Annotated in this window: 16 protein-coding genes; 5 read left to right on the top strand and 11 right to left on the bottom strand. The window is 43.0% G+C overall.

Annotated elements, in window-relative coordinates:
* Positions 1-108 precede the first annotated feature (108 nt).
* The 3 genes from AK824_RS07750 to AK824_RS13540 all read right to left on the bottom strand — a co-directional run bounded on the left by AK824_RS07750 (position 109) and on the right by AK824_RS13540 (position 3465).
* Positions 109-1686 (bottom strand): M16 family metallopeptidase, encoded by a 1578-nt coding sequence (locus tag AK824_RS07750; RefSeq protein WP_082624603.1) that lies wholly within the window; start codon positions 1684-1686, stop codon positions 109-111.
* A 67-nt stretch (positions 1687-1753) separates the two neighbouring features.
* Complete coding sequence (locus AK824_RS07745; protein WP_156410697.1) at positions 1754-3250, bottom strand: M16 family metallopeptidase; 1497 nt, start codon at positions 3248-3250, stop codon at positions 1754-1756.
* A 65-nt stretch (positions 3251-3315) separates the two neighbouring features.
* Positions 3316-3465, bottom strand: a complete 150-nt coding sequence (locus tag AK824_RS13540; RefSeq protein WP_156410696.1) for a hypothetical protein — start codon at positions 3463-3465, stop codon at positions 3316-3318.
* A 762-nt stretch (positions 3466-4227) separates the two neighbouring features.
* Between AK824_RS13540 and ftsY the strand changes: the two genes are divergently transcribed.
* Entirely contained in the window at positions 4228-5139 is a 912-nt protein-coding gene (gene ftsY, locus AK824_RS07740; RefSeq protein ID WP_413772218.1) for a signal recognition particle-docking protein FtsY, read from the top strand.
* A gap of 54 nt (positions 5140-5193) precedes the next feature.
* A complete protein-coding gene (locus AK824_RS07735) occupies positions 5194-5760 on the top strand; it encodes a methylated-DNA--[protein]-cysteine S-methyltransferase (protein WP_057760425.1) in 567 nt (188 codons plus the stop codon).
* A gap of 80 nt (positions 5761-5840) precedes the next feature.
* On the opposite strand, the gene AK824_RS07730 is transcribed toward AK824_RS07735, so the two are convergent.
* Positions 5841-6590, bottom strand: coding sequence for a YebC/PmpR family DNA-binding transcriptional regulator (locus tag AK824_RS07730; RefSeq protein ID WP_057760423.1), 750 nt, complete (start codon positions 6588-6590; stop codon positions 5841-5843).
* Positions 6591-6907: 317 nt separating this feature from the next.
* On the opposite strand from AK824_RS07730, the gene AK824_RS07725 reads away from it, so the two are divergent.
* The gene (locus AK824_RS07725) at positions 6908-7738 is read left to right on the top strand and encodes an ion transporter (protein ID WP_057760421.1); all 831 of its coding nucleotides are present in this window, start codon (positions 6908-6910) and stop codon (positions 7736-7738) included.
* Between the two features lie 33 nt (positions 7739-7771).
* Here AK824_RS07725 and AK824_RS07720 read toward each other — a convergent pair whose 3' ends face one another.
* Entirely contained in the window at positions 7772-9073 is a 1302-nt protein-coding gene (locus AK824_RS07720; RefSeq protein WP_057760420.1) for an ABC1 kinase family protein, read from the bottom strand.
* Positions 9074-9196: 123 nt separating this feature from the next.
* Positions 9197-9733, bottom strand: a complete 537-nt coding sequence (gene aroQ / locus AK824_RS07715) for a type II 3-dehydroquinate dehydratase (RefSeq protein ID WP_057760418.1) — start codon at positions 9731-9733, stop codon at positions 9197-9199.
* Positions 9734-10178: 445 nt separating this feature from the next.
* Between aroQ and AK824_RS07710 the strand changes: the two genes are divergently transcribed.
* Positions 10179-10394, top strand: a complete 216-nt coding sequence (locus AK824_RS07710; RefSeq protein WP_057760416.1) for a cold-shock protein — start codon at positions 10179-10181, stop codon at positions 10392-10394.
* 290 nt (positions 10395-10684) lie between these two features.
* Positions 10685-11839 carry a DEAD/DEAH box helicase gene (locus AK824_RS07705; RefSeq protein ID WP_057760415.1) on the top strand — a complete coding sequence of 385 codons (1155 nt, stop codon included), beginning with the start codon at positions 10685-10687 and terminating at the stop codon, positions 11837-11839.
* Positions 11840-11946: 107 nt separating this feature from the next.
* On the opposite strand, the gene AK824_RS07700 is transcribed toward AK824_RS07705, so the two are convergent.
* The 5 genes from AK824_RS07700 to AK824_RS07680 all read right to left on the bottom strand — a co-directional run bounded on the left by AK824_RS07700 (position 11947) and on the right by AK824_RS07680 (position 15847).
* Positions 11947-12846: a sulfite exporter TauE/SafE family protein gene (locus tag AK824_RS07700; RefSeq protein ID WP_057760413.1), complete on the bottom strand. Its 900-nt coding sequence runs from the start codon at positions 12844-12846 to the stop codon at positions 11947-11949.
* 98 nt (positions 12847-12944) lie between these two features.
* Complete coding sequence (gene ccoS / locus AK824_RS13705) at positions 12945-13205, bottom strand: cbb3-type cytochrome oxidase assembly protein CcoS (RefSeq protein WP_057760411.1); 261 nt, start codon at positions 13203-13205, stop codon at positions 12945-12947.
* Positions 13206-13320: 115 nt separating this feature from the next.
* Complete coding sequence (locus AK824_RS07690; RefSeq protein ID WP_227511134.1) at positions 13321-14049, bottom strand: YdcF family protein; 729 nt, start codon at positions 14047-14049, stop codon at positions 13321-13323.
* 49 nt (positions 14050-14098) lie between these two features.
* Positions 14099-15139 (bottom strand): UDP-N-acetylmuramate dehydrogenase, encoded by a 1041-nt coding sequence (gene murB / locus AK824_RS07685; RefSeq protein ID WP_264753511.1) that lies wholly within the window; start codon positions 15137-15139, stop codon positions 14099-14101.
* 210 nt (positions 15140-15349) lie between these two features.
* Positions 15350-15847, bottom strand: coding sequence for a low molecular weight protein-tyrosine-phosphatase (locus AK824_RS07680; RefSeq protein ID WP_082624602.1), 498 nt, complete (start codon positions 15845-15847; stop codon positions 15350-15352).
* Positions 15848-15992 lie beyond the last annotated feature (145 nt).

Below are 15992 nucleotides of genomic sequence, written 5' to 3'. Positions count from 1 at the left end.
TTATAGCCGTTCAAATATTAATGGACATATTATAAGTAGTATTCTTTACCATTTATAATACGTCCATTTGATTGATAACGCTTATTTCTAATATTGCTTCATAGCAATTTATTTCTTACTGGTTTTCTTTGCCGCTTTCTTTTCTTTCCACGGATCTTCTTGCCCAACTGTAACTATTAAAAAATTATCAGGCTTTAGCGTATCTCGCATGGTTTGATTGACCTCTGAAAGAGTGACTTGATCAATACGATTGGTATAGTCAGCTAAGTAGTTATTCGGTAATTGGTAAAAATTCATCATTCCGAGTAAGCCATTAATACCTGCATTGCTCGCAAATCCCATCGGGAAGCTGTTTTTCAGATTGTCTGTAGTCAAGCGCATCTCATTATTAGTGATGCCCTTGTCCAGCGTTTCGTTGATAACCGCTAAGCTTGCATCAATGGCCGCACGCGCCTTGTCATTACGTGTTGAAAAACCAATCTGGTAGGGACCTCGAGAGAGCATTGGATTCATCGATCCTGAGATTCCATAAGTATAGCCAAGGTTTTGTCTCACCTCCGTCATTAGCCGCGCATTAAAATCACTGCCTGCCATGACTTCGTTTCCAACAGCAAAGTTGGTCTGCTGCTGCTGTGCTATTGGGTCGGTAGCTCGTTTACTACCCAGCTGTCCCATAAGGACAGTGGTTTGAGTGCTTGGAAATGGAATATGAACGTGCTGCGCTTTAGTCAGCGGTTTCGGCTCAGGTAAGTCAGTTGCAGCTTGGCCAGTAGGTAATTTAGCAGTGATGTCTTCTGCCAGTTTTTTCGCTTGTTCTAATGTCAGGTTGCCGGTCATAGCAACAGATGCGTTTGCTGCCACTAGATATTTATTTTTAAAGTCTATCAGTTGTTGTTTCTCAATCGTAGGAACGCTTTCTAGCGTGCCGACTGATGGATGCGCGTAAGGGTGAGTACCATATAGAGCATCATTGAAAGCGATACTTGCTAGGCTATTGGGATCTTGTTTCTGTTGCTGCAGGCCGACCAACAGTCTTGCTTTATTGCGAGCTAGAACTTGCTCGTCAAACGTAGGCTCACTTACCATCTGTGTCATTAAGTCAATGGCTGGCAGGAGATGCTTATCATCAGATAGGCTACGCAGTGAAACGATAAACATATCCTTATAAGCACTACTGCTTAAATTAATGCCCAACGTTTCCACTGCACGTGTAAATGCGTTTTCATCTAGGCTTTTTGAGCCCTGTTCGAGCATCGTCGCTGTCATATTAGCAATACCAAAACTTTCTTTTTTGATACTACCATCACGCGCGCTACCAGCATTAAAACGCAAATCCACATCGACGATTGGCAAGGTGGTCGTTTGTACAAACATAACAGGTACGCCAGACTTGGTCTTAAACTGTTGAATGGTTGGTACGGTGACTTTTAAAGGTTTGTCATCGTCTAAGCTGGTCAGTTTAGATAAGGCAGCAATGGGCGCACTTGCATCGACTGCAGCAGGTGAGCGGTAATCTTCAGCAGCTGTTGTATCAGCTTGAGCAGTAGTCGCCAAGATGCTAAAAGCAAAAATTACGCTAGCACTGAGGTAGGCTCGCTTTTTAGATGCGATAGTGCTACTTATAGAGGATGAAGCAGTCTTAAAAGATTTTTGTTTTGCTTTAAAGTCGTATTTATTCTGAATCATGAGTTTCTTCTTATTAAGAATACGGTGTTATGGCCATTTTTATGAGACGTTTGATAATAGGCAACTACTATTTCGCTGAGGTTTTATTGTCTTTAGGTGGCACGACATGCATCACCGTTAAGTTGTCTTTGACCAAATATTTTTTACTGGCAGCCTGAATATCAGCCATACTGATACCATCGAGCTTAGCTGGTAACTTAGCAAGTAATCTATCATCTAGACCGATAGATTGTAACGAGCCAATCATACGTGCTTGTCCTTCCATGCTGTCTTGTGCATAGATCAAACCAGTCACCGTATTGGTCTTGGCGCGACTGATTTCATCATCGGCAATAGGATCGGTTTTTAACTTTTCTATTTCTGAGGTTATGGCTTGTTGTGCTTGCTCTAAGCTGACGCCTTCACGAGGAGTTGCTTGTATTAAAAATAGCCCATCTCCGCGATCTAACAAGTCGTAAGAAGTACCAACCGTGGTAAGCAGACCTTGCTCACGTATCAGTCGACTCTCTAAGCGTGCAGATAAGCCGCCATCGAGCACATCTTGAGCGAGTGACAGGGCATAAGCTTGTTTTTCATTGTTGGTGCCTGCTGTTGCAAGGCTTGGCACGTTGTAACCCATCAGTAGAACGGGCACTTGTACGGCTTGCTCAGAGTCTACCTTTTGATAACCACGGAAGCCTTTTTGAGTCACAAAAGTACGTTTGGGTAGGTTGCTTTTTTCTAAATCACCAAAGTAACGTTTGACTTGAGTGAGTACTTCTTGTGGTTGCACGTCACCGACGATGACTAACGTTGCATTATTTGGTGCATACCACGTCTTATACCAGTCTTTTAAATCTGAAAGTTTAATCGATTCTAGCTCGTTCATAGGTCCAATGACAGATTCGCCCTTTGGGCTGTCAGGTAAGGCCAGCAGACGAAATGACTCATACGCTTTGGCAAGTGGATTGTCATCAGTACGTTGGCGGCGCTCTTCCATGACCACTTGATGCTCTTTGGCAAATTCTTTGTCATCGAATATAAGGTTTTTCATGCGATCTGCTTCAAGCTCTAACGCTAATGGCATGCGATTGGCAGGGAATAGCTCGTAGTACCCCGTATAGTCATAGCTGGTAAAGGCATTGTTGACGCCGCCAAACTTAGCAATTAGCCGCTCATAATCATCACTAGAAACATTGGTCGTGCCCTTAAACATCATATGCTCGAGTAAGTGAGAGATACCACCTTTATCAAGAGGCTCATCTGCCGAGCCCACTCGGTACCAGATTTGTGTCATAGCGACTGGGGCACGGTGGTCTTCTTTTATAACGACTTTTAGACCATTTTCTAACTGATATTCATGTCGACCTGACATGTCCATTGTCAACTCAGACGACTGTGTGTCTTTGCTCGTTTTATTTTCATCTGATATGTTTTGAGCCGAGCTATCTGTTGTGATTGAGCTTGTCGCAGTTGCAGAATTAGTAGGCATCGTATTGGTTTGACACGCAGCAAGTGACGCTGCTACTGCTAAGGCACAAGCAACGCGTAATGGCGCAGCTGCTAGAGGTAAAGACAATGGCATGGTATGGTCTACTTATATAAAATAATAATAGAATAATTAAATGCTAATCATAGTGATAGAAGGCATTACAAAGAGGTCTGAGCACCAACCATAACGCTAGCAGTCGGTCTAAACTCTTGCGTCGTGGTGCAACCGGTCACCAATATAGTCGTCGTTAATAAAACAGCCACACTGATGCTGCTGATTTTTTTATAGTGCTTAGAGAATAATGACATAACGGATTCCTAATAAGTATTTATCGAATAAGTCTTGGTAGAGTAGGCGAAGTCTGACAAGTAACAGGTCAGAATTTTGTGTCCAAACCTTAAGCAAAACTTTCTCAAATCATCGAGTGATTTTTTAAACAAATAAATTTTGAAGATAGTCTAATAGGGTAAGGGCTGAGCATGACTTGAATTATGCTAAAATAGGTCAAAATTAAGCGTCATGTCGCTCGTAGCCAGATGACAACCTATAAATCCATTAACAATAAACAAATAATTGATTGTGATAACTTTTAGGGCAAACTTATGAACAACCCAAACAATAGCAACCGCGTAGTCATTAACCTTGATGCGGGTCTTGACGACTTAGATGACGATGATATTACCTTACCCAGTCTACCGGTGCAATCTGTGCCCATTATTGATAAAACAGAGAATGTTGTTCCACAAAAGGGCAGTACGGTAAATAAAGACGTCTCTAGCAATGATGCTGCAGACAATATTGCTTTGGCGACACCAATTGTTATGACAGAAGAGCATAACGTCCCTAAGGGTAATTCTGAAAGCTTTTCAAGCGCTACAGAGACAGCCGCTACAAGTGAAACTAACACTGCGTCAACCATTCCTGCTATGCCATTGCAAGAGCAATTGGGTGACACGCCAAGTGTAAACCCGGTAGCTGACAGCGACACACAGGCAGCTACTAGCAAAGAGCCTGCTACAGAGTCACAAGAGACTAAAGAGAATAAGAAAAAGGGCAGCTGGTTTAACCGTATGAAAACGGGCCTCAGTAAGTCACGCAAAAACTTAGCCGAAGGCATGGTCAGCATCTTAATCGGTGGTAAAGAGATTGATGACGAGCTATTAGAAGAAGTCGAAGATCAGCTATTGGTAGCTGATATTGGTGTCAACGCGACGAACCGTATCATCAAGAGCCTCACCGAGCAAACAGATCGTGGTGACTTGATCTATGCTCATTCTTTATATAAAGCATTGCAAAGTGAATTGGTTGATATCCTAACGCCAAAAGTTGAGCCATTGGTGATTGATACTAGCAAAAAGCCGTTTGTTATATTGGTAGTAGGTGTCAATGGCGTAGGGAAAACCACAACGATTGGTAAGCTTGCCAAGCGTCTACAAGGTGAGGGCAAGTCAGTCATGCTGGCAGCGGGTGATACGTTCCGTGCAGCAGCTACTGAGCAGCTACAGATTTGGGGCGAGCGCAATAATATTCCAGTGGTAGCGCAAGGTCATGGTTCTGACAGCGCTTCTGTCATTTTTGATGCGATGCAATCAGCCAAAGCAAAAAATATCGATGTGCTTATCGCCGATACTGCTGGACGTCTGCAAAATAAAACGCATTTGATGGCAGAGTTAGAGAAAGTCGTACGTGTCATGCGTAAAGCGGATCCAAGTGCCCCGCATGAAGGTATGATTGTGCTGGATGCTGGCACGGGTCAAAATGCTATCAACCAAGTTGAGCTGTTTAATAAAGTTGTGCCACTGACAGGTATTACTATTACCAAACTAGACGGTACTGCTAAAGGTGGTGTGGTATTTAATATTGCCGAAACGACAGATGTGCCTATCCGTTATATTGGTGTGGGTGAGTCGATTGATGACTTGCGTTCTTTTAGTCCGAAGCAATTTGTCGCCGCTTTGTTCGAGACCGACGATAAAGAATAAAATAGCCAGTTTTAGCTGGTAAATCATTTTGAAAAGAATAGGGAAGTAGACGCTATGATAGTTACCACAGCAGCCTTTGGGTCACATCGATTAACACTGATTGCTCGTGTCAATGGGCATGGTCAGCCTATGCTCGTTGAAGCCAACTGGCTGCTAGCAGGTAACTCATGGCATAGCTCAAAATCTGTACCCAAACTTAAAAAGTACTATGGTCTGACAGATGAAGACTTTACCTTTATAGATAAAAATAGCCTAAGCATGAATGAACCTGCTCAAGCGTTATTAATAGAAACGATTTTTCAACTTAAAGACTATGCTGATGGTAAACGTAAGACGTTAGACTTGCCTTTGGATTTTTCTATGGGCACTGAGTTTCAGCAAAGAGTATGGCAGGCACTGCAAGGTATTGAGTATGGCGAAACCATTAGCTATGCTACCCTCGCGCAGCGTGTCAACAGTCCAAAGGGATTCCGTGCGGTTGCGCAGGCCAATGGCAAAAATCCTTTTAGCATTATCGTGCCTTGTCATCGAGTGATTGCAAGCGATGGCAAACTTGGTGGCTATACAGGCGGGCTAGATAAAAAAGAGTATTTATTAGCACTAGAAGGAAGTTGGACGTAAAACTGAGTCCAAATCTGTCTTAATAAAAAAGGGCCAAATACTTTTAGTATCTGGGCCTTTTTATTGAACAATTAATACGCTTATGCTTCAAGCTGAGCCATGACTTCCGCAGAGAAGTTCACGTTAGTATAAACTTCTTGTACATCATCGGCATCTTCCAACATATCAATCATCTTTATGATCTTTTCAGCATCATCAACATTGTCGATCTCAGCCGTGGTAGATGGTGACATAGTGACTTCGGCATTGTCAGAAACAAGACCAGCCGCATTAAGGGCATCTTGAACTTGACCGAAGCTTTCCCATTCAGTGATAACGAGTAAGCTTTCGCCATCATTTTCGATATCAACGGCGCCCGCATCTAGTGCAACGAGCATGACTTCATCTTCTAAGCTGACATCGTTAAAAGTGATCTCGCCACGTTTAGTGAATAAATACGCCACTGAGCCTGATGTGCCAAGATTACCATCATTCTTGGTAAAAGCATGACGTACTTCGCTGACCGTACGATTAAGGTTATCCGTCATGGTTTCGACCAATACAGCCACACCACCAACACCATAACCCTCGTAACTGACTTCTTCCATATTCTCATTATCGCCGCCACCTGTGCCACGATCGACAGCACGATTAATCGTGTCGCGCGTCATATTGACGGATAGGGCTTTTTCGATAACGGCACGTAAGCGTGGGTTTTTGTCAGGATCGGGATCGCCTTGTTTGGCAGCTGAAACGATTTCACGAATAATTTTGGTAAATATCTTACCCCTTACTGCATCCTGACGGGCTTTACGGTGTTTAATATTTGCCCATTTTGAATGGCCTGCCATATAACATCCTTAAGTTCTACGTACTATTTTTATGGGTAAAAAGAGTGATCAACAACAACCTTCGGTATCTGATTGCCTAATTTTATACTATCATTACTTTGTCTATTTGAGGTAGTAGCGCTACTGGCACGTTAATGATTTGTATGTTGTTGAGAGTGCTTTTTTGCTACACTGTGGCAACTTATAGATTGTATTCACTGTGATAGGTGAGCGATATTATAAACCAGTTTTAGCTATTTTGACCAACTTGCCCTTATCCATCACATTTTAAGTCATTGCGTGCTATCAAGCCATTGATTTTATAAAGTACTGATTCTATGAAGCAACCAACCGCCGAAGCTCTTACACACTTGCGTAACCGTACGCATATCATTATTGAAGGCACAGATACTCGTCTGGGTAAGCTCTTTGATATTGTATTGCTGATTGCAATTTTAGCCAGTGTGGCCGTCGTCATGCTTGATAGTGTGCTATATATGCGTTTGCAGTATGGCACGTTGTTCTTTTATGCAGAGTGGTTTTTTACCATTTTGTTTACCATTGAGTATGCGTTAAGGCTGTTTTCAGCACCCAACCGCTTACGATATGCTTTTAGTTTCTTTGGAATAGTAGACTTACTGTCTGTATTGCCAAGTTATTTGAGCCTAATGTTTGTAGGCGTGCAGTATCTACTCGTGATACGGGTATTACGTATTTTACGTGTGTTCCGTGTTCTTAAGCTCAAAGCTTATATGCAACAGGCTGGGTTTTTGGCATCCGCATTAAAAACCAGTCAGCAGAAAATTACGGTTTTCTTCCTATCGCTTGTATTGTTAGTAACCATCTTTGGTTCAATTATTTATGTGGTAGAAGGGCCGGAAAATGGATTTACCAGTATTCCATTGTCTATCTACTGGGCCGTTGTTACGATGACGACGGTTGGCTACGGTGATATGTCACCCAAAACACCACTCGGCCAAGCAATTGCAACCATGGTCATGATCACTGGTTATTCGATTATTGCTGTACCAACAGGTATTTTCACATCAGAGCTAGCACGTAACATGCGTCCACAACTTAACCCAGTGACTTGTCCAAACTGTGGTAAGTTCGGCCATGCAGTAGGGGCAGACTTTTGCGATCGTTGTGGACACGCGCTACATATCTAAAGATAGATTTAATCGTGAAAGTACATGAATATATTACGCATCGATGTATTCATCAACCAGTGGAGACAGGTCGATCTCGACGCCTAGATTGACCAGATTCCAGTACTGTCCTGATACAGTACGGTCTAGCATCATAGTGGTAGCTGAGGGTTGAAACTGACCAAAGTACTTCAAAGACGTACGCATCTGTGCAATGGCCTCGTGATGGACTTGGCTACTGCCAAAATCAAATTCGCCTTCTTGATAGGGGCTAATGGATAAAGGTTTGAGTCCGATAGATAGCCACTTTTCGTAAAACTCGCCAGGGATGTTTTTGTCATCTTCACGGCGAATATCTAGGGCAATCAAATCTTGCTCAAGTGCAGTAACGTCACCTCTTAGCGCATGTTTGACAAAGCGTTTGAATAGCTGCACTTCGCTATCACTATAACTGCGGATACCCCCAAAATCATATGCCACGACACTGCCGTCATGACGGAACGCAAAGTTACCTGGATGAGGGTCGCAGTGCATACGGTACAACCCAAACAGCTGCCCTGCGGTAAAATGAAACAGACGCTCTGCTATTTTTTGTTTGACGTCATTGTCCCATGTCGCAGCGACAGTCAATGTCTCTCCCATCTCTTCGGTCAACGTTAAAATCCGTCTAGAAGAATGGCTGCTAATCACTTTTGGAATAATAAGGCCTTCATCTTCTGCATGAAAAGCGCCGAATACGCGTAAGTTATGAGCTTCTTTAACATAGTCCAATTCATCATGCAGGCTCTGGCGAATCTCATTAAAAAGCTGCTCTTGTAGTTGCTTACTCATATTGAGCACGCCAGCGATTTTTAATGCCATACGTACTTGTTTGAGGTCGCTATCACAGTTTTCATCAACATCAGGATACTGGACTTTAACTACCACTTTTTGACCCGATGGCAACGTCGCTTTGTGCACTTGTCCAATAGATGCTGCGGCAAAGGGTGTCTCTTCAAACTCGCTGAATAATTCTAAGATTGGCGCTTTCAGTTCGCGTTCAACTTGAGCTCGTATCTGCGCATACGGCATTGGCGGCGCATCTTTCTGTAGCTTTTCAAGTGCTGACGCAACCTCAGGCGGGAACACATCCTTATATTGTGAAGCAATCTGTCCGACCTTCATCACTGCGCCTTTCATCTCGCCCAATGTCTCAGCAATTTGAACGCCCACGTCTTGCATCAGATCTGAGCGAGCTTGCAGACGTTTTTCTTCGTCACTTGAGAGATGCTTAAATGAGTTTTTAGCGGCTTTGCCAGCAATACTCGCTGTCATGCCAGCGAGTTTCATAAAGCGTTTTCCGGACGATTTTGCCATTCATGTCACCGTATAATGGGTTATTTGCTCAGTCGTAATTCTATTATTTTAATTGCAAGATTACTGTTTGACTAATGTGTGAAGACGCGAGTAATCATTTACAAAAAAGTAAGCACAGTCATATCATTTGTTTGTGTCAACTGCATACATATTGCTCAACCAGTAATCAAGCGCCATTTGATAGCCTAATTGTCCCAAGCCGCAAATGACTCCGACTGCAACGTCACTTAGATATGAATGATGACGGAAAGGTTCACGGGCATGAACATTGGATAAATGTACTTCTATAAATGGCTTTTGGGTGGCCAATAGCGCGTCGCGTAGAGCCACTGAAGTATGCGTAAATGCAGCCGGATTGATAATAATAGCGTCAATTTGGGCAGATTTATCCGCCAATAATCCATGATGCTGAATGTCGTCTACTAGCTTACCTTCATGGTTGGACTGTATGCATATTAACTCTACACCGTGGCGTGCGGCGCGCTCAACTAGTTGCTTTTCTATATCAGCAAGTGTCGTATGACCATAAATATGCGGTTCCCGTTTACCTAGTAAATTCAGATTTACGCCGTTTACCAGTAGTAATTTATGAGTCAGTATTTGATTTGAGTTTTCGTTAGTCGATTGTTCGGCTGTTTTTGATGGAGTAGAGGAGGTCATAATGGTCTCGGTAACTATTGAGCGGTGTTAATAATTTATTATAATATAAGAATAATCTAAGGTGCGCGGCGTCAAGCTAAAATGGCTTCAACGCATTTTGCTCTTTATCATAACAGCTTGCCAGCTAGGTTATAAAAATTTGTCTAAAAAATTATTTAGATATCAAAAAGCATATTAAAAGTCTTTATGTTGCTAAAAACCCGTGCTATGATATTTTTTATGCAATAAATATTGCAAGTTTGTTGCTATCATCAAATTTCGTGACGATAAGGGCGTTTGGCGAATTCGTTATGGAAGTATTATGTAGGTAATTAAAGTACTGCATAGACGATGATAAGTAGAGTAGTAATACTCTTAATTTTTGATTTCATAATCTTAGACCCTGTTTATATGCAATGTCGCAAAGGAAGCTAGGGCTAAGCGGACTTTTTTAGGAAGTAATATTATGTCAGCTCGTGAGCAAGGTATCGTTAAGTGGTTTAATGACTCAAAAGGCTTTGGTTTCATTCAACGTGACAGCGGAGAAGATATTTTTGTCCATTTCCGCGCGATTCAGGGTGATGGCTATCGTTCTCTAAAAGATGGCGAAAAAGTTGAGTTCAGCGTAGTAGAAGGTGACAAAGGTCTGCAAGCTGAAGAAGTCAGAAAGATAGAAGAGTAATTTACTCAGACATTAAAGCGGTTTAGTTATAATGTCTGTACAAACTACTGATATACTACTGAGTCAAGCCCATCTTATCTTACCTATGTTGAGTGAACTGCAGCATATTTGGTAGGATTGGATTTGGGCTTGGCTTTTTTTATGCCTATATGTCTGGTGGTAGTTTGCAGACTTGATAAAGCTACTCTTACTGCTCACGGTTTAAACGCTATATTTGACACTATAAAGGTTCATTGTGAGCCTATTTATAATTAATAAAATACAAGCAATTCATTTAAAAGGATATTTTTTTGAGCAATTTTACAACGTTTACTGATTTGCCACTTTCAACAGCGACCCTGCGTGCAGTAAGTGATCTAGGCTTTACTGAATTGACGCCCATTCAAGCAAAGATACTACCGCATACATTGGTACGTCAAGATGCTATCGGACAGGCACAAACGGGCACAGGAAAAACAGCGACCTTTCTACTGACTATTATGGAAGCCTTGCTTAAGCGTCCATTTACCAACGACGAAGAGCGCTATCTTGGTGAGCCGCGCGCTGTGGTCATGGCGCCAACTCGCGAACTGGCTCAGCAAATATTTGATGACTGCATTGCATTAACCAAATATACCTCGCTACATAGTGTTTGTATTATGGGCGGTACTAACTATGAAACTCAGCAGCACGAGCTTGAACGTCAATACGTTGATATCTTGGTAGCGACGCCTGGCCGTCTAATTGATCTTGCAAACAAAGGCATGGTGTATCTAGATAGAGTAGAGGTACTGGTACTCGATGAAGCAGATCGTATGTTAGATATGGGATTCATTCCTGATATCAAGCGCCTAGTTGGTCGAATGCCGGCCAATACTGATCGTCAAAGCTTGTTGTTTTCTGCAACCTTTAACCAAGATGTTATGAATTTGGCCTATCGTTGGTTACATGAGCCTCAGTTTGTTGAAATTGAGCCTGAACACAAGACCAGCGAGTTAGTAGATCAGCATTTTTATTTGCTGACAGAAGATCAAAAGCTAGATGCCTTGCAGCGTATCATCACTGATGAAGCAGTAGAGAAGGTCATCGTCTTTGCCAATCGTAAAGACCAAGTAAAGCGTCTGTATCACAAGCTGCGTCAAGCGCATAATATTGTGATGCTCTCGGGCGATGTCATTCAGCAAAAACGTGAGAAGTACTTACAGCGATTTAAAGATGGTCACGCATCTATCTTGGTGGCGACAGATGTAGCAGGGCGCGGTATCCATGTCGATGATATCAGCCATGTGGTTAACTTTACTTTGCCTGATCAACCAGATGATTATGTACATCGCATTGGTCGTACGGGCCGTGCGGGCCAGACAGGTATTAGTATCAGCTTTGTGAGTGAGGATGATGCCTTTAATATACCGGCATTAGAAAAGCATTTAGAGACCAAGTTTACGCTTGAGCAGTGGCAGGAATAATTGCTATAAACTGAGCACTACCTAACAAGCAAAAGCCCTCAATATCAAACATGGTATTGAGGGCTTTTTTATATGCGAAGTGTTAATAGTATCTGTTACCGATAACTTTATTGAGCATGTTCCATCATTTCAGTATGCTCATGGTGATTCATGTCCATTGATTCATCGCTCATGTCATGCATACTATGATCCATATGGTTGTCCATATCCTGCATGTTGTGACCCATGTCTGTTGTCATATCCATATCATGATTCATTTGGCTCATGTCGTGAGAGTCCATATCAGACATCATCGCAGCGTGGCTACCATGGTTCATCTCACCATGGCCGCCATGCATATTTGCCATGACCATCGGCACGACTGCTACTGCCAAACCTGATATTACCATAACTGCACCATTTAACTGTCTTAAGCGAAAACGTCCGATCTTATCACGTAGCCAACCAACTGTTTCATGCGTCGCAACCAACATCGGTATGGTTCCTAGACCAAAGACAAACATCAACGCAGCACCGCTTAATGGATTATGAGCAACGACCGCGATTAGTAGAGCGCCATATACCAAACCACAAGGCAAAAAGCCCCAAAGCAAACCTGCTGTTAGTGCGCGCGGAAAAGTATTGAGTGGAAATACCTTTTGACGCAATGGGCTAAGATATTGCCAAAAGCGCATACCAAAACGTTCGAGCTTAGTCAAAAACGGTGCACCAAGCATCGTCACACCGACGAATACCAGTACCAATCCCAATAAAATACGCGGTGTACTATTACTCATCATTAATGGCTTTAATACAGTAATACCGATAAGCCCTGCGATTAAACCCAGTAATGCGTAACTCGTTAAACGTCCAAGATGGTAAGTAGCCACCAAAGCACGGCGTTTGGCGGGGCTAACATCTTTCATAGACAGACCAAATGCGGTCACAAGACCGCCACACATGCCTAAACAATGCGGTGAACCAAAGAATCCCATTAGTAATGCCGCCACAAGTAAAGCGATGGTCATGAATGCGTCTCCTAAGAATGGTAAAGGGCGAACTTGCTAATGCTGAATTATTTAATAAAACGGCACCAATAAATTACGCATTTATAAGGTAGATAAGATTAGATTTCTGAGTTTTTATCTATCTCAGAATTATCGTTATTTCCATCAGTTGCCGCTGTTTGACCTTGTTGCTGGGTAGGTGCTGAGCGTTCGTGAGCATGCATGGTTTGGCGGCGTTCTTGACGGTCATCCAATATAATACGCTGTGATGCATTGTCCAGATCTTCGAATTGATTTGACTTGACCGCATAACGCACTGCCCAAATAGCAACCACAAACAGCATGAGACTTAATGGAATTAATAAAAATATACTGAGCATGGCAAATCTCTTAAATAGCAGTGTCTCTTATTATTATACACCCATCACAAATGTAGTGGATGACTGGTAGCATTTAGAACGAGTCTCTCAATAGTATCGTATACATCTTTAACGTTTATTCGTCAGAGTTTTTTGCAGCATTGCCTCTTGGTGTCAATAGCTGCTGTGAAGTCACATCATTGGCATGGCGACAGTCCATCTGGGGACGTATCACATCGCGCAGGTAGGCTGCGACCTCATAGACAGCGCGCCGTGAGTGACTTAAGTTGTGGGCAGGCTTCATCCAGTCGCGTCTCACTGGTAATGGCGCAGGAAGTGGTGTGCTATTGATACCATTTAAGGCAAACTGTCTGCGTGCACGTGCCATATGATAGCTATCAGTAATCAGATATACATGGCGTAACGGAATACGTTTGGCCGTAAAACGAGCGTTTTCACATGTATTCATGCTGGCATTTTCACTGATCAGTCCGTCGATACCGTGTTCCATCAACCACTGACCGAGCCATGGAGCTTCGGCGCCACTCAGTACGATCGGTAGAGGTAAGTCATGGTAAGCACCTGCAGCGGTACGAGCACGATTGAGACTATAGCGATTTAGGATGATTTGGTTGTTGTGGTCATTGGTCAGACCGCCGCCTAGGACTACATAGGCGGTAGGCGGTGAGCTCATGGCAGCAGAAGGCATATCAGGTAGCGGCAGTAGAGAAAAGATATAAACGATTGCTTGCGAAAATAGCGGGGTAAATAGGCTAATAATCACTAAAATGACGGAAGTTGAGCCTAGTATAAAAGTAATATTGATAATGCGGAATAGCGTCACCATGCGTTCAGAAAACCGCAAGTAATATCGCCATAATCGCTTAGATAATAGCCGCTTAGACCATGATTTTTTAGGCCACATGCTCAGCATATCCAATTGAGCCATCAGCATTTACCCAGACTGGCTCACGTGACAATTGAATGGCAAATTTCTCATAGACAGTAGCAGCGATATGTTTTTGCGCTATAGCTACATCCTCTTGCGTGGCTTGCTGAGGCGTATGGTTGGTCAGTACTAGTGCTTGCTGCTTATGCGTAAAAATAGGTGCAATCCCGCCGCCTTTTAATCCCGCTTGTTCAATGAGCCAACCTGCGGCAACCTTTACCATTGCATCAGGCATCGCGTAACCAACGATAGCTGGATAAGTTGCTTGCAGCGCTGTGAATTGCTCCTGAGCGATAATAGGATTTTGAAAAAAACTGCCACAATTAGGTAGCTGCTTAGGGTCTGGTAGCTTTTGTTGTCTAATATCTATAATGGCTTGCATAACATCATGAGGCATCGCTTGCTCGCGCCCTTGTTGCTCCGCATAGCGCTGCGCCACAGTCTGTACATCGCCATAACTGGCTAAAATATTGGCAGGATCAGTATGTAATCTGAAACCTACACGGCTAATAAGCCATGTGTTTGGTGTGCGTTTAAAGATACTGTCACGATAGCCAAATTGACAATCAGCAGCTGACAAATGGTGCCAAGTTTGTGTCGGCAAATGATAGGCGCGTACATACTGTAAGCGGTCTTCCAATTGTACGCCGTATGCACCGATATTTTGTATGGGTGCCGCGCCCGTCAGACCCGGTATTAGTGCAAGGTTTTCCAATCCATACCAACCTTGATTGACCGTATGTACAACCAAATCATGCCAGTTCTCGCCAGCCATAACTTCGATATCAACATAATCGTCCGTTTGATTGGTCAGATGAATACCACGAATCTTTGGCTGCAATACTATGGCTTTTAACGCTGCAGGCAATAAAACATTGCTACCGCCGGACAGTACAAACAGTGGCAATTTGTCTGCTGTATCCTCTATATAAGCTGCCATAAAACCGTCAAGCTGCGCCTCATTCTCTAATGTCACGACAGAGTCAGCAACGCAGGCCAATGCCATAGTATTGTCATGTGACAAGTCGATTGAATCATTGATTACGGCAGACGCTGAAACATTCGAAACATCAGAGCTGATGGTAGACTGAGTACTGTGGTTAAGGCGCGAAGCTTGGGTCATAACATAGCCTATGTGGCAAAAGGATAACAAATGATAAGGTAGCTATTATAGAGCATACCGGATGCAAGAGTAGCAGAAATATAGACGGTATGGCTAGCAGGCTTTCCAGCTTTCTATCCAAGCTTGGGCGCTTGATTCGATACGCTCAATCACTTCTTCAAAATCATCGTTATCGCCCTTATATGGATCTGGCACATCGCTACCGCAATAGGTAGGGTCTTCTTCACTGAACAGTGCTAGTGTTGCCAAATTATCCTCTGACTCTGTAATGCCATCTTTGATAGCTTGCAGATCAGCTAGATTCTGTGAATCCATGGCTAGAATTAGATCAAAATCACGAAAGTCATTGGCACTGACTTGACGAGCGACCAACTTATTGATTTTATAGCCGTGTGACTTAGCATGACGTTGCGAGCGAGCATCAGGCGCACTGCCAACGTGCCAATCACTGGTGCCTGCTGAGTCTATTTTTATAGATAGTCCAGCAATCGCTGCTTGCTGACGAAAAACTTCTTCAGCAGTAGGGGAGCGGCAGATATTTCCCAAACATACCAATAATACAGACGAGGGAGTACAGGCTTTCATCAGCATAATATGACCTTCTATAACAAAAAAAACATGCTATAAGAGACCAGCATTGTTAATGCGGCTTTTATTAGCATGCAATCGATTGAATCAGCTGCTAGCGTAACGCTTAATGCTTGCAATGGCAAGGATAGAGACTAAACAATAGCGT

It is taken from the genome of Psychrobacter sp. P11G3 (assembly GCF_001435845.1).
In the GTDB taxonomy this organism is placed as follows: domain Bacteria; phylum Pseudomonadota; class Gammaproteobacteria; order Pseudomonadales; family Moraxellaceae; genus Psychrobacter.
Note: the sequence above shows the minus strand (reverse complement) of the source record. Positions and strands in the feature narration are given on the sequence as shown.